Here is a 14,032-nt window from a genome sequence, read left to right as displayed (position 1 = left end):
GCGGCCCGGTGGGGCGTCGGCGGATCCGGTGGCGCGGTACTTGCGGGTGCGGTGGCACGGTGCACGGTGGTCGCGGGTACGGTCGGGCGGTACGTGGTCCGGCGGTGCGTGGCCGGGTGGTGCGTGGCCGGGTGGTGCGGGTCAGCGCTTCCGGGCCCGGCCGACCAGGACCAGGAAGCCGAGCGCCAGCACGATCGGGACGGCGTGCGAGACGCCGACCACGGTCAGCGGGCTGAGCAGGGCCAGCAGCGATCCGCTCAGCAGCATCCCGGTGCCCATGCCGACGTTCTCGGCGGAGGCGAGCAACCCGAAGGCCTGGCCGCGCCGTTCGTCGGTGAGCGCCTGGATCCGGGTGGTGTACGAGATCTCGGTGAAGCCGTCGCCGAGCCCCGCGCCGATCGCCACCAGGAGGAACAGCGGGGTCGGCAGTCCGGTGAAGACCAGGATGAAGCAGCCGGACATCAGGCAGGTCCCCAGGGCGAAGGCGCGCTCGCCCGGTTCGATGCCCCGGCGCAGCATGAGCCGGGAGACCAGTTGTTGGGCACCGAGGTTGCCGACCGCCCAGGTGGCCCAGAACATGCCCAGCAGCGCGGCCGGGTTGCCGGGGTCGTGCTGGTTGGCGAAGACCGGCAGGCTGATGTTGTGCGCGGCGGAGCCGAAGGCGTCCAGCAGTCGGATCGCCGCCATCGCACCGACCACGGGGGCCGCGCGCAGCACCACCAGCGCCTGCCACCGGCTGCCGAATCGTTTCGCCTTGCCGCCGTCGGCAGCCCTGTCGGGCTCGGTGTCGGCGGTGGTACCGGTCGCGGCCGCGCCGGCGGCCTGTCCGGCCGCCTGCTCGGCGGGTTCGGCCCGGGTGCGCAACGGCAGCCTGAGCACCACGGCGGCGAACACCACGAAGCTCGACGCGTCGATCAGCAGTGCCGCACGGAACCCGGCCCACGCCACCACCACACCGGCGGAGGCGAAGCCGAGCACCATGGCGGCCGAACGGCAGCTCGCCATCAGGCTGTTGGCACGGGCCCGGCGCTCGGCGCCGACCATCTCCGGGATGCTGGTGCGCAGCGCGACGGCGCACACCGCGGCCGCGCCGCCGAAGACCAGCGCGAGCGGGTAGAGCACCGGGATCCGCGCGGACGCCGGGGCGAGGGCCACCACGACCAGCGCCACCGCCTGGGCGAGGGCGCAGCCCGTCATCAGCCGCCGCCGGTCGACCCGGGCGACGAGCCGCCCGCTGACCAGTCCACCGGCGAAACCGCCGGTCAGACGCAGGATGAGGTACCCGGCCGTGCCGAGCGCGTTCCCGGCCGCCTCGTAGGCGAACAGGCTCAGCGCCACCAGGTCGAGCTGGCTCCCGTAGGTGGAGAGCGCGTCGCCCAGCGCCAGCCGGTAGAACACCCGGGGCAGCTTCTCGGTGGTCTGGAGCGGTACTTGCTGTGCGGTGTCCGGCACCGGTCCCCCAGGAAGGCCGCGTCGGTCGGCTCAGTGTGACATTGCACCGCAATCTAGAAGCCGCCCGGCCGGAGATCAAGAGCTTGATCGTCCACTGTCCGAAAGATCGTGAGTTCGGCCGACTCGGGGTCATCATTCCGGCCAGGGTGGCGATTTGCCGTCGGTGACACGTCAACTCGCGTTCACATGCGCATGACAGCATGCACGCGGCCGAAGGCCCTGACCACCTGACCGGGGCTACTCGACCCGACCAGACCTGAGCCGACCTCACCTGAGCCGACCCGACCGCTCCGACCCGGAGGACCGCAGTGAAGCGCACCCCCGCCCTCTCCGCCGCCCTGGCCCTCACCCTGGCCCTCGGCGTCCTGTCCACCGCGGGCACGGCGTCCGCCCACGACCGCTCCGGCGCCGACGCCGACACCGCCCGGCACGGCCGCTACGGGACCAAGACCCCCTACCGGCCGCAGGGCGATCCGGACCGCTACCAGCAGCCCCCGCGCGGCTTCCGCCCGGTCTTCACCGAGAACGTCGCCCGCCACGGCTCCCGGGCCATGACCGGCAGCGAGGACGGCGACGCCGTGCTCGCCGTCCTCGCCGAGGCGGAGCGGCAGGACGCCCTCACCGACCTCGGGGCCCGACTCGCCCCGCAGGTAAGGTCGTTGCTGGCCTCCGCCGCCACCCTCGGCTACGGGAACCTCTCCGCCCTGGGAGCCCGGGAGCACCGGCAGACGGCGCTGCGCCTGGAGCAGCGGCTGCCGTCCCTGTTCCGGACGATCGTCGCCGACCGGGAGCCCGTCCTGGTGGAGACCTCCGGCGTCCCGCGCGCGGTGGCCAGCGCCGACGCCTTCACCGCGGGCCTGACCGCCGGCGACCCCGGCCTGACGGGCCTGATCGGGGCCCCGGTGACCGACAAGGACCTGCTGTACTTCCACAAGCAGCCGCAGAACGCCGACTACCGCGCGTACCTGGCGAACGACCCCGACCTCGCCGCGGTCCTCGCCCGGAACGAGGCCGATCCGCGCACCGCCGAAGCGGCCCGGCACGCCCTCTCCCGCCTGTTCCGGGCGGACTTCGTCACGGCGCTGCCCGTCGACGAGCAGGTCTCCTTCGCCCGCTCGCTGTACGAGCTGTACAGCGCGGCTCCCGATCTCGCCGTGGAGGCGCCCTCGGTCGACCTCTCCCGCTACCTCACCGCCCACGACGCCCGGTGGTTGGGCTACCTCGACGACGCGGAGGAGTTCTACCAGAAGGGCCCCGCGTTCAGCGGACGCACCATCACCTACCGGATGGCCGGCGTCCTCCTCGACGACCTCCTCGCCCAGGCCGGGGCCAGGGCCGACGGCCGCAACCACAACGGCGCGGTGCTGCGCTTCACCCACGCCGAGGAGATCGAGCCGCTCGCCGCCCTGATGGGCCTGCCCGGCAGCACCGAGGGCGCCGATCCCGAACAGCCCTACAGCTACCGGAACAACCCGTGGCGCGGCGCCGAGGTGGTGCCGATGGCCGCGAACATCCAGTGGGACCTCTACGAGAACGCGCCCTCCGACGGCGGCCCGGCCGACCACCTGGTCCGGATGCTCTACAACGAGGAGGAGATCGCCTTCAAGCCCTCCTGCCGGCCGATCGCCGAGGGCAGCCACTACTACCGGCTGGACGAGCTCCGGCGCTGCCTCGCACACGACTGACCCCCGGCCTCTGGAGGCCAGGGGTCGGGGGTCAGGGGTCGCGGTGTGCCGGAGCCGGAACCGGAACCCGGGTCAGTTCGGGGAGCCGGTCCAGGTCACGGACTTCATGCCCTGCCCGCTGCCGTAGTAGGTGAACTGGACGGAGAACGGGTCGGCCGCGGCGTTCGGCAGCGCGTACGCCGACACCCCCGTGGCCTCCGCGCCCGGAGCCAGCGAGTCGCCGATGAACTTCATCCGGCCGCTGCCGTCGATCAGCGCGGTCACCAGGCCCCCGTTGGCGTCCTTGACGGTGGGCAGCCCCGATCCGACGAGCGAGACGTCCTTGGAGCCGGTGTTGGTGACGGTGATCCGTATCTGGATGATCGTGCTGTTCTTCGGCGCGGGGAACACGGTCTCGTTCGGCACGTACGGCTGCGGCGCGGCCATCGTGACCTTCAACCCGTCGGCGTAGGTGTAGGACTGGCCGAAGCCCAGGTGCCGGGCCTTCTCGTCGGCGGCCCGCGCCTGCTGCTCCTCCTCGAACTTCTTCTTCGCGGCGTCGAGCCTCTCCTTGGCCTTCGCCGCCCGGTCGGCGGCGGCCCGGTCATCGGCCTCGGAGCGGAGCCGGGCGGCGTGCGCCTCGGCCTTCTCGTCCTCCTGCACGGAGTTCAGCGCCACCGCGAAGACCACCCCGCCGCCGACCGACAACAGCAGGCCGGTGACGCCCAGGATGACGCCCGCCAGGGCCACCCCCCGGTTGGTCGCCTCGCCCTTGCGCACGTACCCCAGGCCGATGATGCCGAAGATCAGCGCGAGCAGGGCCGGCAGCCAGGAGAGCCAGAACAGCACGACGACCAGGCCGAGGACGGTGCCGACGATCCCGAGCACCATGCCCGCGGTGCCCAGGCCGTTGCGCGGCTGGGGCGGGACCACCGGGTAGCCCTGCCAGTACGGCGCGCCCGGGTACGCACCGGGCGCACCGGCCGGGCCCTGGCCCGGGGCCGGATACGCGGCCGGGTACGCGGCCGGGTACGCGGCCGGGGCGGGGGGCGGGGTCGGGGCCGCCTCCGGAGGAGCGAACGGCGACGGGCCTCCTACGGCAGCGGGAGCACCGACCGGCACGGGCGCGACAGGCGCCGCAGGCGCCGCGTCGGCGGGCACGGGCGCGGAATCGGGCTCGGCGGCGGGGCCCTCCGCCTCGGCCTCGGCCTCAGCCTTGGCCTCAGCATCGGCGGGCGCGGGCTCAGCGGCCTTGGCGAGCGAGACGGCATCGGCGGGCGCAGGCGCGGCGGCCGCGGCGAGCGGGACGACGTCGACGGCGGCCTCGGCATCGGCGGGCGCGGGCTCAGCGGCGGGGCCCTTCGCCTCGCCCTGGGCGTCGACCTGAGCCTCACTCAGGGCCTCACTCAGGGCCTCGCTCTGAGTGTCTGCCTGCTCCGGAGCCTCGCCCTGCCCCGGGGTCAGCGGCGTCCCCGGGTCGGCGCCGGCGGGCGCCGCCCCCGGCTGCGGGCTGTCGGGCGGGACAGGAACGGTCATACGGGATCCTTCGGGAGCGTCGGGACGGTGAGCGGCTTTCCGCCCCGGGCCGAGGTCCCTCCGCAGTTCCCCCCGCACCGACGGCCCGACCTCCGCGATGCGCGTACCGGTCCGGGCCGGACCCGGGCGTCGGCATCCCGGTGGGGAGCGCGGCAGGGTCGGCGACTGATCAACATACAGGTGCCCGGTGACAGCCGCGACACCGCGGGTGCCGTCACCGCCCGGGACCGGCCGCCCTGCTTCGTCTGCGACTGACCACGGCCGGTTTCGCGCGGGTCACGCGCAGCACCTCGGCGAAAAACCGGTTGCCCGCCACCCCCCGGGCCGGGTGCAATGTCCGGCATGATCACACAGGTGCGCCTCCCGGCCCCGCCGGTCGGCGGTCCGGAGGAGCGCCTGTCACCGGACCGTCAGGCGGGAGACGCCGGCCCATGAGTACGCCATCTTCGTCGGCCGGCGCGGAGCGCGCCGACGGTCCGTCGGTGCCGATCGGCGCCCTCGTCCCGCTGAGCCGCCCGGGGTGGGTCGAGGCCGGCCGGCAGCTGCTCGCCGGGCTGGAGACCGCCGTCCGGGACGTCAACGACGCGGGCGGGATCGCCGGCCGGCCGCTGGACCTGCTGGTCCGGGACACGGCGGCCGATCCGCAGCGGGCCGCGGCGGCGGTGGAGGAGCTGGCGGGCCTGGGCGTGGTGGCCCTGACCGGGGAGTACCACAGCGTGGTCGCCCGGGCGGTGGCCGCGCGGGCGGAGGCGCTCGGTGTGCCGTACCTCTGCTCCTCGGCCGTCCTGGACGCGCTCACCGACGGGCCGACGGACGGGGTCGCCCGGCTCTGCCCGGCGCAGTCGCACGGCTGGCGGATCTACGCGGAGTTCCTCCTCGACGCGGGCCACCGCCGGATCGCCGTGGCGGCCCAGCAGAGCGTCTACTGGGCCGCCGGGGCCCGTGTCCTGCGCGAGCGCCTGGCTCCGCACGGCGGAACCGTCGTCGAGCTGGACGCCGCCGCGCTCTCCCCCGCCGAGCTGTGCGGGGAGCTCGCCCGGCACGGCGCGACGGCCCTGTTGCTGCTGGTCGGCCACCCCGAGCCGGCCGTGCCGATCGTCCGGGCCGTCCGCCGTGACCGGCGCCTCGCCGGGGTCCTGATCGGTGCCCCGGCGGGGCAGCCGGAGTTCCCGCAGTGGCGGGCGCTGCTGGGCGAGGAGGGCGCGGCCGTCCCGTTCCTGCGCTACCTGCCCGAGCGGCTGGGCGCCACCGGCGAGCGCGTCGCGGCGGCCGTCCGGGAGCGGCTGGGCGAGGCGCCGTCCTTCGTGGCCTTCGAGGGCTACGACGCCGTGACCGTCCTCGCCGAGGTGCTGCGTTCCGCCGGTGCGGACCGGGAGCGCGTCGCCGCGGCCTGGCCGCGGGTCGACGTCGCGGGCACCCGGGGGCGGATCCGGTTCACCCGGGTGCCCGGCAGCGGCGTGTGGCAGTGGGCGTGGCCGCCGGTCCAGGTGGTCGACCGGGATCCGGCGGCGCCCGACCGGTTCCGGGTCCTGCGCTCCGGCTGAGCGGGCGGGGGCCGTGCCAACGGCGGCCGCGCCACGATCAGCTGTGCGGCGATCAGCCGTGGCGCGGCCCGCACCCGCTCAGCCGAGGGCGCTGAACCAGCGCACGATGTCGGCCGTGGCGGCCACGTTGGAGCCCAGGTGGCGGGAGCCCGCGAAGTCCGGGGTGCCGAGGTCGATGACCTCCGGGTCCGCGCCGTGCGCGCGCAGCGCGGCCGCGCAGTGGTCGGTGTTGGCGTCGGCGGCCTGCTCGTCGGCCTCGGCCGCGTAGAGCCGCACGGGGGCTCGCGGCGCCCAGTCGCAGGTGCCGTCGGCCACCCGGAGCGCTGCGGCGAAGCGGCCGGCCGGGTGGCGCAGCATCGCGAGGGCGCGCGGGGTGAGCAGTTCGCCGATGGTGCCCGGCGTGCCCGCGAACAGCTCCGGGCCGGTGTGCGAGCCGTCGAACAGCGCCTCGACGGTACGGTCGTACGGCTCCTGGAACACCTCGCCCGGGGAGTCGTAGAGGTGGTGCAGCCGGTTCCAGGCGACGAGCAGGTACGCGGCGTACAGCGCGCTCGACTTGGGCTCCAGGGAGCCGTCGAGCAGGGCCGGCAGCTCGGCCTCCCGGAAGGCGTAGCCGCCGCTGACCGGGGCGAGGGCTCGGAGGCGGAACCAGCGGTCGTCGCCGTCCTGGAGGGCGCGGGCGAGGCTCGTCGCGGCCGAGGCGCCCTGGGAGAAGCCGGTGACCAGGACGTCGTGGCCGAGGGTGCGGCCGGTGCGCGGGGCGAAGGCGCGGGCCGCCCGGAGCATGTCCAGGGAAGCGGTGGTCTCGGACGGCACGTCCATCCAGGGGTGGGTGCCGGGGCCGGTGCCCAGGCCCAGGTAGTCCGGGGCGACGGCGGCGAACCCGGCGGAGGCGTAGGTGAGGGCGGGCGAGGTCACGAACCCGGGCTTGGCCGTGGTGGAGGGGGCGTCGCCGCGGTAACTGGCGGTGCCGTGGGTGAACGAGACCGTCCGCAGCTGGTGTTCGCCACCGCGCGGGAGCACCAGTAGGCCGCTGGCGGTGGTCGGCCGGCCCTGCGGGTCGACGGTCCGGTACTCCAGGCGGTAGGTGTCCACGCCGTAGCGGACGGCACCCGCGTTGTACGCGGCGGCGGTCAGGGCGGTGGCGACGGCGTCCTTGGTGTCGAGGGTGCCGGTCAGCCGGGCGGAGACCAGTCGGCCGCGCTCGCCGTGGTCCGACCGGTCCCACCGGTCCGTCGGGGCCGCCGATGCGACCCCCGCCGTCACGGTCGTGGTGGCCAGGGCTGCCAGCGCCAGCACGGTGCCGGCCCGGAGTCGGACGGAGCGTGATCTGCCCTTCGGGCGTAGGGAGTTCATGCCGCCGACGGTACGGTCGGTCGCCCTCGAACCGCAGTCCGGCCAGCGGGTGTGTCCGTCCTGGGGTTGTCCCCACCACGGCTCGGCGGAGGCAGGAGTCCCGACGGATCGTTTTCGGTCAGTTGTGAAGATCCTGCGATCCTGATCTTTCAGGGACCTGATCACCGCCGCTAGGGTGCGGCGCAGCCTCGCACTTCCCCCTCCCACGCCGCCCCCGACAGCGGCGCGGGGACGACCGATCGGACCGGTGACACCGTGACCAGGACCCTCCGCCAGCTGACCACCCGCCTGGGACGGGCGGCCGCAGCGATCGCCGTGCTCGCCGCCGCCTTCACCGGCACCGCGGCGGCCGGCACCGCCTCCGCCACGGGCGGCTGGAGCTGCTCCGGCGCGCCCGTGCCCAGCGGCTACGTCATCACCATGTACAACGCGAGCGGCTGCAACAACCACGGCGCGTGGTTCCAGCAGCCCGCCCAGAACCGCCTGTGGACCTGCTCGGGCTCGCCGATCGTCTCCGGCTACGTGCTGACCAACTACAACCCGCAGGGCTGCAGCGGCGTCGGCGCCTGGTTCCACGAGCAGGTCCGCAACGGCATCTGGACCTGCCCCTACTCGCCGATCCCGGCCGGCTACCGCAGCACCACCTACGACGCCCGCGGCTGCAACGGCCTCGGCGCCTGGCTCACCATCAAGGCCTGACCGGACCGGCGCGCGGGCCGGGCCGGGCCGACGACCACCGGCCCGGCCCGCGGCGCTCCCCCGTCGGACCGCACGCCCCGTGGCACGCCCCGGCTCAGCCCGTGGCCGGGCCCGCCGCCACGCAGAACTCGTTGCCCTCCGGGTCGGCCATCACCACGTGGTGCCCGTCGGCCTCCGCCAACACCCGCCCGCCCGCCGCCGCCAGCCGCGCGGCCTCCGCGGTGACCCGGGCCCAGCGCTCGGCCGGACCGCCGTGGCCCGGCACCCGGATGTCGATGTGCAGCCGGTTCTTCGCCCGCTTCGGCTCGGGCACTCGGAGGATGGACAGCCGGGGACCGACCCCCTGCGGGTCGCAGAGCCAGGCGCCGTCGTCCGCCGAGTCGTCCTCCGGCAGGTCGAACTGGGCGAGCCACTCCGCGCGCGTGCGGAACGGGGGCGGTGGCGGCTCGTCCACGTACCCCAGGGCCGTCCGCCAGAACGCGGCGAGGAGCTGCGCGTCCGCGCAGTCGAGGGTCAGATCGATCCGGGCTGCCATGACCAGGACCGTACCGCCCCGCTCCGACATCCGCGTCCGGGCCCGGTCGCCACGGCCGGTGAGAGTTCTTACACGCCTTTGTCATCGCTCTGCCGAACGCCTGACGCGCCCCAGGCAAGGTCGTTCCCACACCGACCGCAGGACGCCAGGAGGGCACCGCGATGACCGCGATCACGCACACCACCCCGACCACCCCGACCACCACCCCGAAGCGGGCCCGCCGGGGCGGCCTGGCCGCCGCCGCGCTGGCCGTCCTCGCCACGGCGCTCCCGATCGGCGCCCTCCCCTCCCCCGCCCAGGCGGCGCCCGCCGGCGCCGAGGGCCGGCCCGCCTGGTGCCCGACCGTCCCCGGGCACCGGGTCGACTGCACCACGATGCGCCGCCCGCTGGTCGCCGACGAGCCCGGCCTGGGCACCATCGGCGTCAGCCACGCCGTGGTGCGCCACAGCCGCCCTGGCCCGGCCCTGGGCACCATCGCGCTCAACCCGGGCGGCCCCGGCGAGACCATGATCGACCGCGCCGGGCAGGTGAGCACGGCACTCCAGGGAGTGCTGGACGACTACGACCTGCTCCTGCTGGACCCGCGCGGCACCGGCCGCTCCGGCCGGCTGCACTGCGACGTCACCGAGGCCGAGTACCGCTGGGCCCCGCGGGCCGACCAGCGCGAGCTGGTCGCCGACTGCGCCGAGGAGCTCGGCCCGCGCGCCCGCGGCTACACCAGCGCCGCCACCGCCGACGACCTCGACGCGGCCCGCGAGCGCCTGGGCGCCCCCAAGCTGGTCCTGTACGGCCTCTCGTACGGCACCTACCTGATGCCGGTCTACGCCGACCGCCACCCCGAGCGGGTCGACCGGATGGTGCTGTCCGGCGCCTACCCCCTCGCCTTCGACTCGCTGGCCCGCCCCGGCGCCCAGCAGGTGTCGCTGACGCTGCGCCGGATCTGCGAGCGCAGCGGCTCCTGCGACCCGGACACCGTGGTGCACGACCTCGCCGCCGTCACCGAGCGGCTGCGCACCCGCCCGCTCAAGGTGGCCGCCACGGTCGACGGCCGCAAGCGCACCGTGGCGTTCACCGAGGACAAGCTCGCCAACCTGATGTACGAGCCCGCCACCCGCGGCATCGGCCTGCACCCCGGCGAGCCCGGCCTGCTCGGCGCCCTGCCCGCCGCCCTGCACGCCCTCGCCGCCGGCGACGAGGCGCCGCTGGCCGCCGTGGTGCGCGGCAAGATCGAGGGCACCGGCACCGAGGACCAGGCCTCCTTCCTGGCCGTCACCTGCAACGACTACGCCCGTGCCTGGGACCAGGACGCCCCGGTCGCGGAGCGCCGCCGCCAGTACCGCGCCGCGCTGGCCGCCACCGACCCGGCCGACTTCGGGGCGTTCAGCGCCAAGGGCTGGGCCGAGGGCCAGACCGACGGCGGGGACAACTGCCTGAACTGGCCGCGCCGGGGCACCGCCCGCCCGCAGCCGACCGACCTGCGGAACGTGCCCGACGTCCCCGTCCTGGTGCTCTCCGGGGACCTCGACACCAACACCCCCGAGCTCAACTCCCGCCGTGCGGCCGCCCAGTTCAAGCACAGCGCGTTCGTCTCGGTGCCCAACAGCGGACACGTCCCGGAGATGGAGTCCACCGGCTGCACCCTGGAGATCGCCGGCCGCTTCATCCGCACCGGCGAGGTCGGCGACACCTCCTGCCTGGCGGGCGTCCCGCCGGTGCCGGTCGTCCCCGTCCCGCGCTGACCCGGCACCGAGCCGCCCACGGACCGCCCCCGACCGCCCCCCGACCGCCATGACCACGCCCGCCACCAGCGAAGATGACGCCATGACAGATCCCACCGCCGCCCGGCGCACCGTCCTGGTCGTCGAGGACGACCCCGGCGTCCGCAACACCCTCGACCACCTGCTCCGCTTCGAGGGCTACCGGGTGCTCACCACCGCCGACGGCCAGGAGGCCCTGGAGCTCCTGGAACACCGGCGCCCCGACCTCGCGGTGGTGGACGTGGTCATGCCCCGGCTCGACGGCCTCGCCCTGTGCCGGATGCTGCGCCGGCGCGGCGACCGGCTGCCCGTCCTGGTCCTCACCGCCCGCCACCAGCTCGGCGACCGGGTCGCCGGGCTGGACGCGGGCGCCGACGACTACCTCGCCAAGCCCTTCGCCACCGAGGAACTGCTGGCCCGGATACGCGCCCTGCTGCGCCGCACCGAGCCGGTCGGCGCCGAGAGCGCCGACCTCGGCCTGGACGACCTCGCCCTGGACCCGGCCGCCCGCCGGGCCCACCGCGGCGGCCGCCCGCTCGACCTCACCAAGACCGAGTTCGACCTGCTGGAGCTGCTGCTGCGCAACCAGGGCACCGTGCTGACCAGGTACCAGATCTACGAGCGGATCTGGGGCTACGACTTCGACACCGACTCCCGCTCGCTCGACGTCTACGTCGGCTACCTGCGCCGCAAGACCGAGGAGCACGGCGCACCCCGGCTGATCCACACCGTGCGCAACGTCGGCTACACCGCCCGGACCGCCTGATGCTGCGCGCCAGGATCGGCCTGGTCGTCCTCGCCTCCGTGCTGCTCGCGATCGCCGTGCCGGTCGTCGCCGCCTACCGCGGCGTCACCACCCTGGTCGCCGACCAGCTCGACCTGAGCCTGGCGGACCGGGCCGACACCGTGCTCGCCGCCGTGGACCTCGACCGTGTCCCGATCGCCCGGCCCGACACCGTCGAACAGCTGCTGGCCCCCGACGGCACCGCCCGCCCGCTCACCCCGGGCGCGGCGGCGCTGCCGGTCTCGGACCGGGCCCGCGAGGTGGCCCGCACCGGGCAGGGCTCCCACCAGGAGGACGTCGAGATCGACGGCACCCCGTACGGCCTGCTCACCAAGGCCCGCTCCGACGGGCGGGGCGCGGTGACGGTCGGCCAGACCTACGCCGGGGTGACGGCCGTCGACGAGGCCTTCCTGCTGCGGATCACCTGGACCAGTGTCGCCGCCGCGGTCGGCTCCGCACTGCTCAGCTGGCTCGTGCTGGGCCGCATCCTGCGCCCGGTGCGGCGGCTGGCCCACGCCGCCGAGCACATCACCACCACCCGCGACCTGACCACCCCGCTGCCCGCCGCCGGACGTGACGAGGTCGGCCGCCTCACCCGCGCCTTCGACGCGATGGTGGGCGCGCTGCGGCGCTCCCGGGAGCAGCAGCAGCGCCTGGTGCAGGACGCCAGCCACGAGCTGCGCACCCCGCTGACCTCGGTGCGCGGCTGCGCCGAACTCCTCCAGCGGGCCCGCGGCCGGCTCGCCCCCGCGGACGAGGAGCAGATCCTCGGCACCCTGGTCACCGAGACCGTCGCACTGGACGAACTCGTGCGCGAGCTGGTCGAGTTGGCCACCGACCAGTGGACGGCGGAGGACCCGGAGCCGGTCGACCTGCCGGCCGCCGCCGAGGACAGCGCCCGCCGCTTCCGCCGCCGCACCGGCCGGGAGATCACCGTCACCACCGACGGGCCGGTGCCGGTGCTGGCCCGCCCGCGCGCGCTCCAGCGCTGCGTGGACAACCTGGTCGGCAACGCCGTCAAGTTCAGTCCGGACGGCACCCCGGTGGAGATCCGGGTCACCGGCGGCCGGCTGGCCGTGCGCGACCAGGGGCCGGGCATCGCCCCGGGCGACCGGCAGGCCGTGTTCGAGCGCTTCTACCGCGCGGCGGGTACCCAGTCCACCCCGGGCTCGGGGCTGGGCCTGGCCATCGTCCACGACCTGGTCGCCGCCGACCACGGCTCGGTGTTCGCCACGGCCGCCCCCTCCGGCGGCGCCGAGGTCGGCTTCCGGCTGCCCCCGGCGCCCGGCGGGTGAGGGGCTACGCCCGGTGGGTGAGGGGCTACAGCCAGCCGCGTTCGTCGGCGGCGCGCAGCGCCTCGGTGCGGTTGCGGGTGCCGGTCTTGGCGATGGCCGAGGAGAAGTAGTTCCGGACGGTCCCCTCGGAGAGGTAGAGCTTCCCGGCGATCTCGGCGACTCCGGCGCCGGAGCGGGTGGCGTTCAGGACGTCGCGTTCGCGGGCGGTGAGCGGGGAGGTGCCGGCCGCGAGGGTGGCGGCGGCGAGTTCCGGGTCGACCACCCGCTCGCCCACCGCGACCCGGCGGACGGCGTCGGCCAGCACCTCGGCCGGGGCGTCCTTCACCACGAAGCCGAGCGCGCCCGCCTCCATCGCCCGGCGCAGGTAGCCGGCCCGGCCGAAGGTGGTGAGGATGACCACCCGGCAGCCGGGCACCTCCTGGGCGAGCACGGCGGCCGCCGCGAGGCCGTCCAGTCCGGGCATCTCGATGTCCAGCAGGGCGACGTCCGGCCGGTGCTCGCGGGCGGCCTCGACGACCTGGTCGCCGCGTCCGACGGCGGCGACCACCTCGAAGTCGTCCTCCAGGTCGAGCAGGGCGCGCAGCGCGGTGCGGACCAGCTCCTGGTCCTCGGCGAGCAGCAGGCGGATCGTCATGTCGTCCCTTCGGGGCGGGAGTCGGGCGGCCGGACGGTGACCAGCAGGCGCCACCCGCGCGGGTCGAGCGGGCCGGCCTCGACCGTACCGCCCGCCGCCGCGACGCGTTCGCGCAGCCCGGTCAGCCCCTTGCCGCCGCCGACCAGCCCGGCGCCGGGGCCGCCTGCCGCTCCCCGGCCGTCGTCGCGGATCTCCACCGAGGTCGCGGTCAGCAGCACCGAGCAGCGGGCGGCCCGGGCGTGCCGGACGACGTTGGTGAGGCCCTCCCGCAGCACCCAGCCGAAGAGTTCGCGCTGGTCCGGTCCGACCGCGTCGGCCGCCGAGGGCAGGTCGGCCACCACCCCGGCGGCGCGCAGCAGTTCGCGGCCGCGGGCGAGTTCGCCCGTCACGGTGACCTCCCGGTAGCCGGAGACCGCGGCCCGTACGTCGGCCAGGGCCTGGCGGGAGAGCGTCTCCACGGCGCTCATCTCCGCCACCGCCTGGTCCACGTCCTTGACCGCCAGCCGTTGGGCCAGGCGGGACTTGACGGTGATCGCGGTGAGCGAGTGGCCGAGCAGGTCGTGCAGGTCGCGGGCGATCCGGTTGCGTTCCGCCTCGGAGGCGAGCCGGGCGACCTCGGCCCGGGCGGCCACCAGGGCCTGGTTGGTGGCGGCGATCTCGGCGAAGGCGCCGCAGGTTGGATGGCGTCCCACTTGGCCGGGTCGAACTGCTGCGCGGTGAAGACGAGGATGCCGTCCTTCGGGTCGGGGTCGGGCATGTCCGGGTAGCCGTTCTTC

The 14,032-nt window shown here is 75.4% G+C and carries 12 protein-coding genes; 6 read left to right on the top strand and 6 right to left on the bottom strand.

The window, feature by feature from the left end:
* Positions 1-141: 141 nt before the first annotated feature.
* Positions 142-1,452 (bottom strand): MFS transporter, encoded by a 1,311-nt coding sequence (locus ACFXPX_RS27520; RefSeq protein ID WP_380527099.1) that lies wholly within the window; start codon positions 1,450-1,452, stop codon positions 142-144.
* A 308-nt stretch (positions 1,453-1,760) separates the two neighbouring features.
* Here ACFXPX_RS27520 and ACFXPX_RS27515 point away from each other — a divergent pair, with 308 nt between their 5' ends.
* Positions 1,761-3,137, top strand: a complete 1,377-nt coding sequence (locus tag ACFXPX_RS27515; RefSeq protein ID WP_380643850.1) for a histidine-type phosphatase — start codon at positions 1,761-1,763, stop codon at positions 3,135-3,137.
* Between the two features lie 72 nt (positions 3,138-3,209).
* On the opposite strand, the gene ACFXPX_RS27510 is transcribed toward ACFXPX_RS27515, so the two are convergent.
* Positions 3,210-4,652, bottom strand: coding sequence for a DUF4190 domain-containing protein (locus ACFXPX_RS27510; RefSeq protein ID WP_380643848.1), 1,443 nt, complete (start codon positions 4,650-4,652; stop codon positions 3,210-3,212).
* 431 nt (positions 4,653-5,083) lie between these two features.
* On the opposite strand from ACFXPX_RS27510, the gene ACFXPX_RS27505 reads away from it, so the two are divergent.
* Positions 5,084-6,196, top strand: a complete 1,113-nt coding sequence (locus ACFXPX_RS27505; protein WP_380643846.1) for an ABC transporter substrate-binding protein — start codon at positions 5,084-5,086, stop codon at positions 6,194-6,196.
* A 78-nt stretch (positions 6,197-6,274) separates the two neighbouring features.
* Here ACFXPX_RS27505 and ACFXPX_RS27500 read toward each other — a convergent pair whose 3' ends face one another.
* Complete coding sequence (locus ACFXPX_RS27500; protein ID WP_380643844.1) at positions 6,275-7,552, bottom strand: lipase; 1,278 nt, start codon at positions 7,550-7,552, stop codon at positions 6,275-6,277.
* A 255-nt stretch (positions 7,553-7,807) separates the two neighbouring features.
* On the opposite strand from ACFXPX_RS27500, the gene ACFXPX_RS27495 reads away from it, so the two are divergent.
* Positions 7,808-8,251, top strand: coding sequence for a hypothetical protein (locus ACFXPX_RS27495; protein ID WP_380408260.1), 444 nt, complete (start codon positions 7,808-7,810; stop codon positions 8,249-8,251).
* Between the two features lie 94 nt (positions 8,252-8,345).
* Here the strand turns inward: ACFXPX_RS27495 and ACFXPX_RS27490 are convergent, their stop codons facing one another.
* The gene (locus ACFXPX_RS27490; protein ID WP_380527091.1) at positions 8,346-8,786 is read right to left on the bottom strand and encodes a VOC family protein; all 441 of its coding nucleotides are present in this window, start codon (positions 8,784-8,786) and stop codon (positions 8,346-8,348) included.
* Positions 8,787-8,947: 161 nt separating this feature from the next.
* On the opposite strand from ACFXPX_RS27490, the gene ACFXPX_RS27485 reads away from it, so the two are divergent.
* The 3 genes from ACFXPX_RS27485 (at position 8,948) to ACFXPX_RS27475 (ending at position 12,622) form a co-directional block, all read left to right on the top strand.
* The gene (locus ACFXPX_RS27485; protein WP_380643842.1) at positions 8,948-10,525 is read left to right on the top strand and encodes an alpha/beta fold hydrolase; all 1,578 of its coding nucleotides are present in this window, start codon (positions 8,948-8,950) and stop codon (positions 10,523-10,525) included.
* A gap of 82 nt (positions 10,526-10,607) precedes the next feature.
* Complete coding sequence (locus ACFXPX_RS27480; RefSeq protein ID WP_380408237.1) at positions 10,608-11,309, top strand: response regulator transcription factor; 702 nt, start codon at positions 10,608-10,610, stop codon at positions 11,307-11,309.
* Positions 11,309-12,622 carry an ATP-binding protein gene (locus tag ACFXPX_RS27475; protein ID WP_380527087.1) on the top strand — a complete coding sequence of 438 codons (1,314 nt, stop codon included), beginning with the start codon at positions 11,309-11,311 and terminating at the stop codon, positions 12,620-12,622. The genes ACFXPX_RS27480 and ACFXPX_RS27475 overlap by 1 nt, the downstream gene beginning before the upstream one ends.
* A 25-nt stretch (positions 12,623-12,647) precedes the next feature.
* Here the strand turns inward: ACFXPX_RS27475 and ACFXPX_RS27470 are convergent, their stop codons facing one another.
* Both ACFXPX_RS27470 and ACFXPX_RS27465 read right to left on the bottom strand, forming a co-directional pair.
* Positions 12,648-13,256 (bottom strand): response regulator, encoded by a 609-nt coding sequence (locus ACFXPX_RS27470; protein WP_380527085.1) that lies wholly within the window; start codon positions 13,254-13,256, stop codon positions 12,648-12,650.
* Positions 13,253-13,948: a sensor histidine kinase gene (locus tag ACFXPX_RS27465; RefSeq protein ID WP_380643840.1), complete on the bottom strand. Its 696-nt coding sequence runs from the start codon at positions 13,946-13,948 to the stop codon at positions 13,253-13,255. The genes ACFXPX_RS27470 and ACFXPX_RS27465 overlap by 4 nt, the downstream gene beginning before the upstream one ends.
* Positions 13,949-14,032 lie beyond the last annotated feature (84 nt).

The sequence above is a fragment of the Kitasatospora sp. NPDC059146 genome (assembly GCF_042786665.1).
In the GTDB taxonomy this organism is placed as follows: Bacteria; Actinomycetota; Actinomycetes; order Streptomycetales; family Streptomycetaceae; genus Kitasatospora.
This window is presented reverse-complemented; position numbering and strand designations above follow the sequence as displayed.

Bases quoted from the DNA above. Each gene is read 5' to 3' on its own strand.
- ACFXPX_RS27505 (WP_380643846.1), top strand. From the start codon at position 5,084: ATGAGTACGCCATCTTCGTCGGCCGGCGCGGAGCGCGCCGACGGTCCG.
- ACFXPX_RS27485 (WP_380643842.1), top strand. From the start codon at position 8,948: ATGACCGCGATCACGCACACCACCCCGACCACCCCGACCACCACCCCG.
- ACFXPX_RS27470 (WP_380527085.1), bottom strand. From the start codon at position 13,256: ATGACGATCCGCCTGCTGCTCGCCGAGGACCAGGAGCTGGTCCGCACC.
- ACFXPX_RS27490 (WP_380527091.1), bottom strand. From the start codon at position 8,786: ATGGCAGCCCGGATCGATCTGACCCTCGACTGCGCGGACGCGCAGCTC.
- ACFXPX_RS27500 (WP_380643844.1), bottom strand. From the start codon at position 7,552: ATGAACTCCCTACGCCCGAAGGGCAGATCACGCTCCGTCCGACTCCGG.
- ACFXPX_RS27475 (WP_380527087.1), top strand. From the start codon at position 11,309: ATGCTGCGCGCCAGGATCGGCCTGGTCGTCCTCGCCTCCGTGCTGCTC.
- ACFXPX_RS27480 (WP_380408237.1), top strand. From the start codon at position 10,608: ATGACAGATCCCACCGCCGCCCGGCGCACCGTCCTGGTCGTCGAGGAC.
- ACFXPX_RS27510 (WP_380643848.1), bottom strand. From the start codon at position 4,652: ATGACCGTTCCTGTCCCGCCCGACAGCCCGCAGCCGGGGGCGGCGCCC.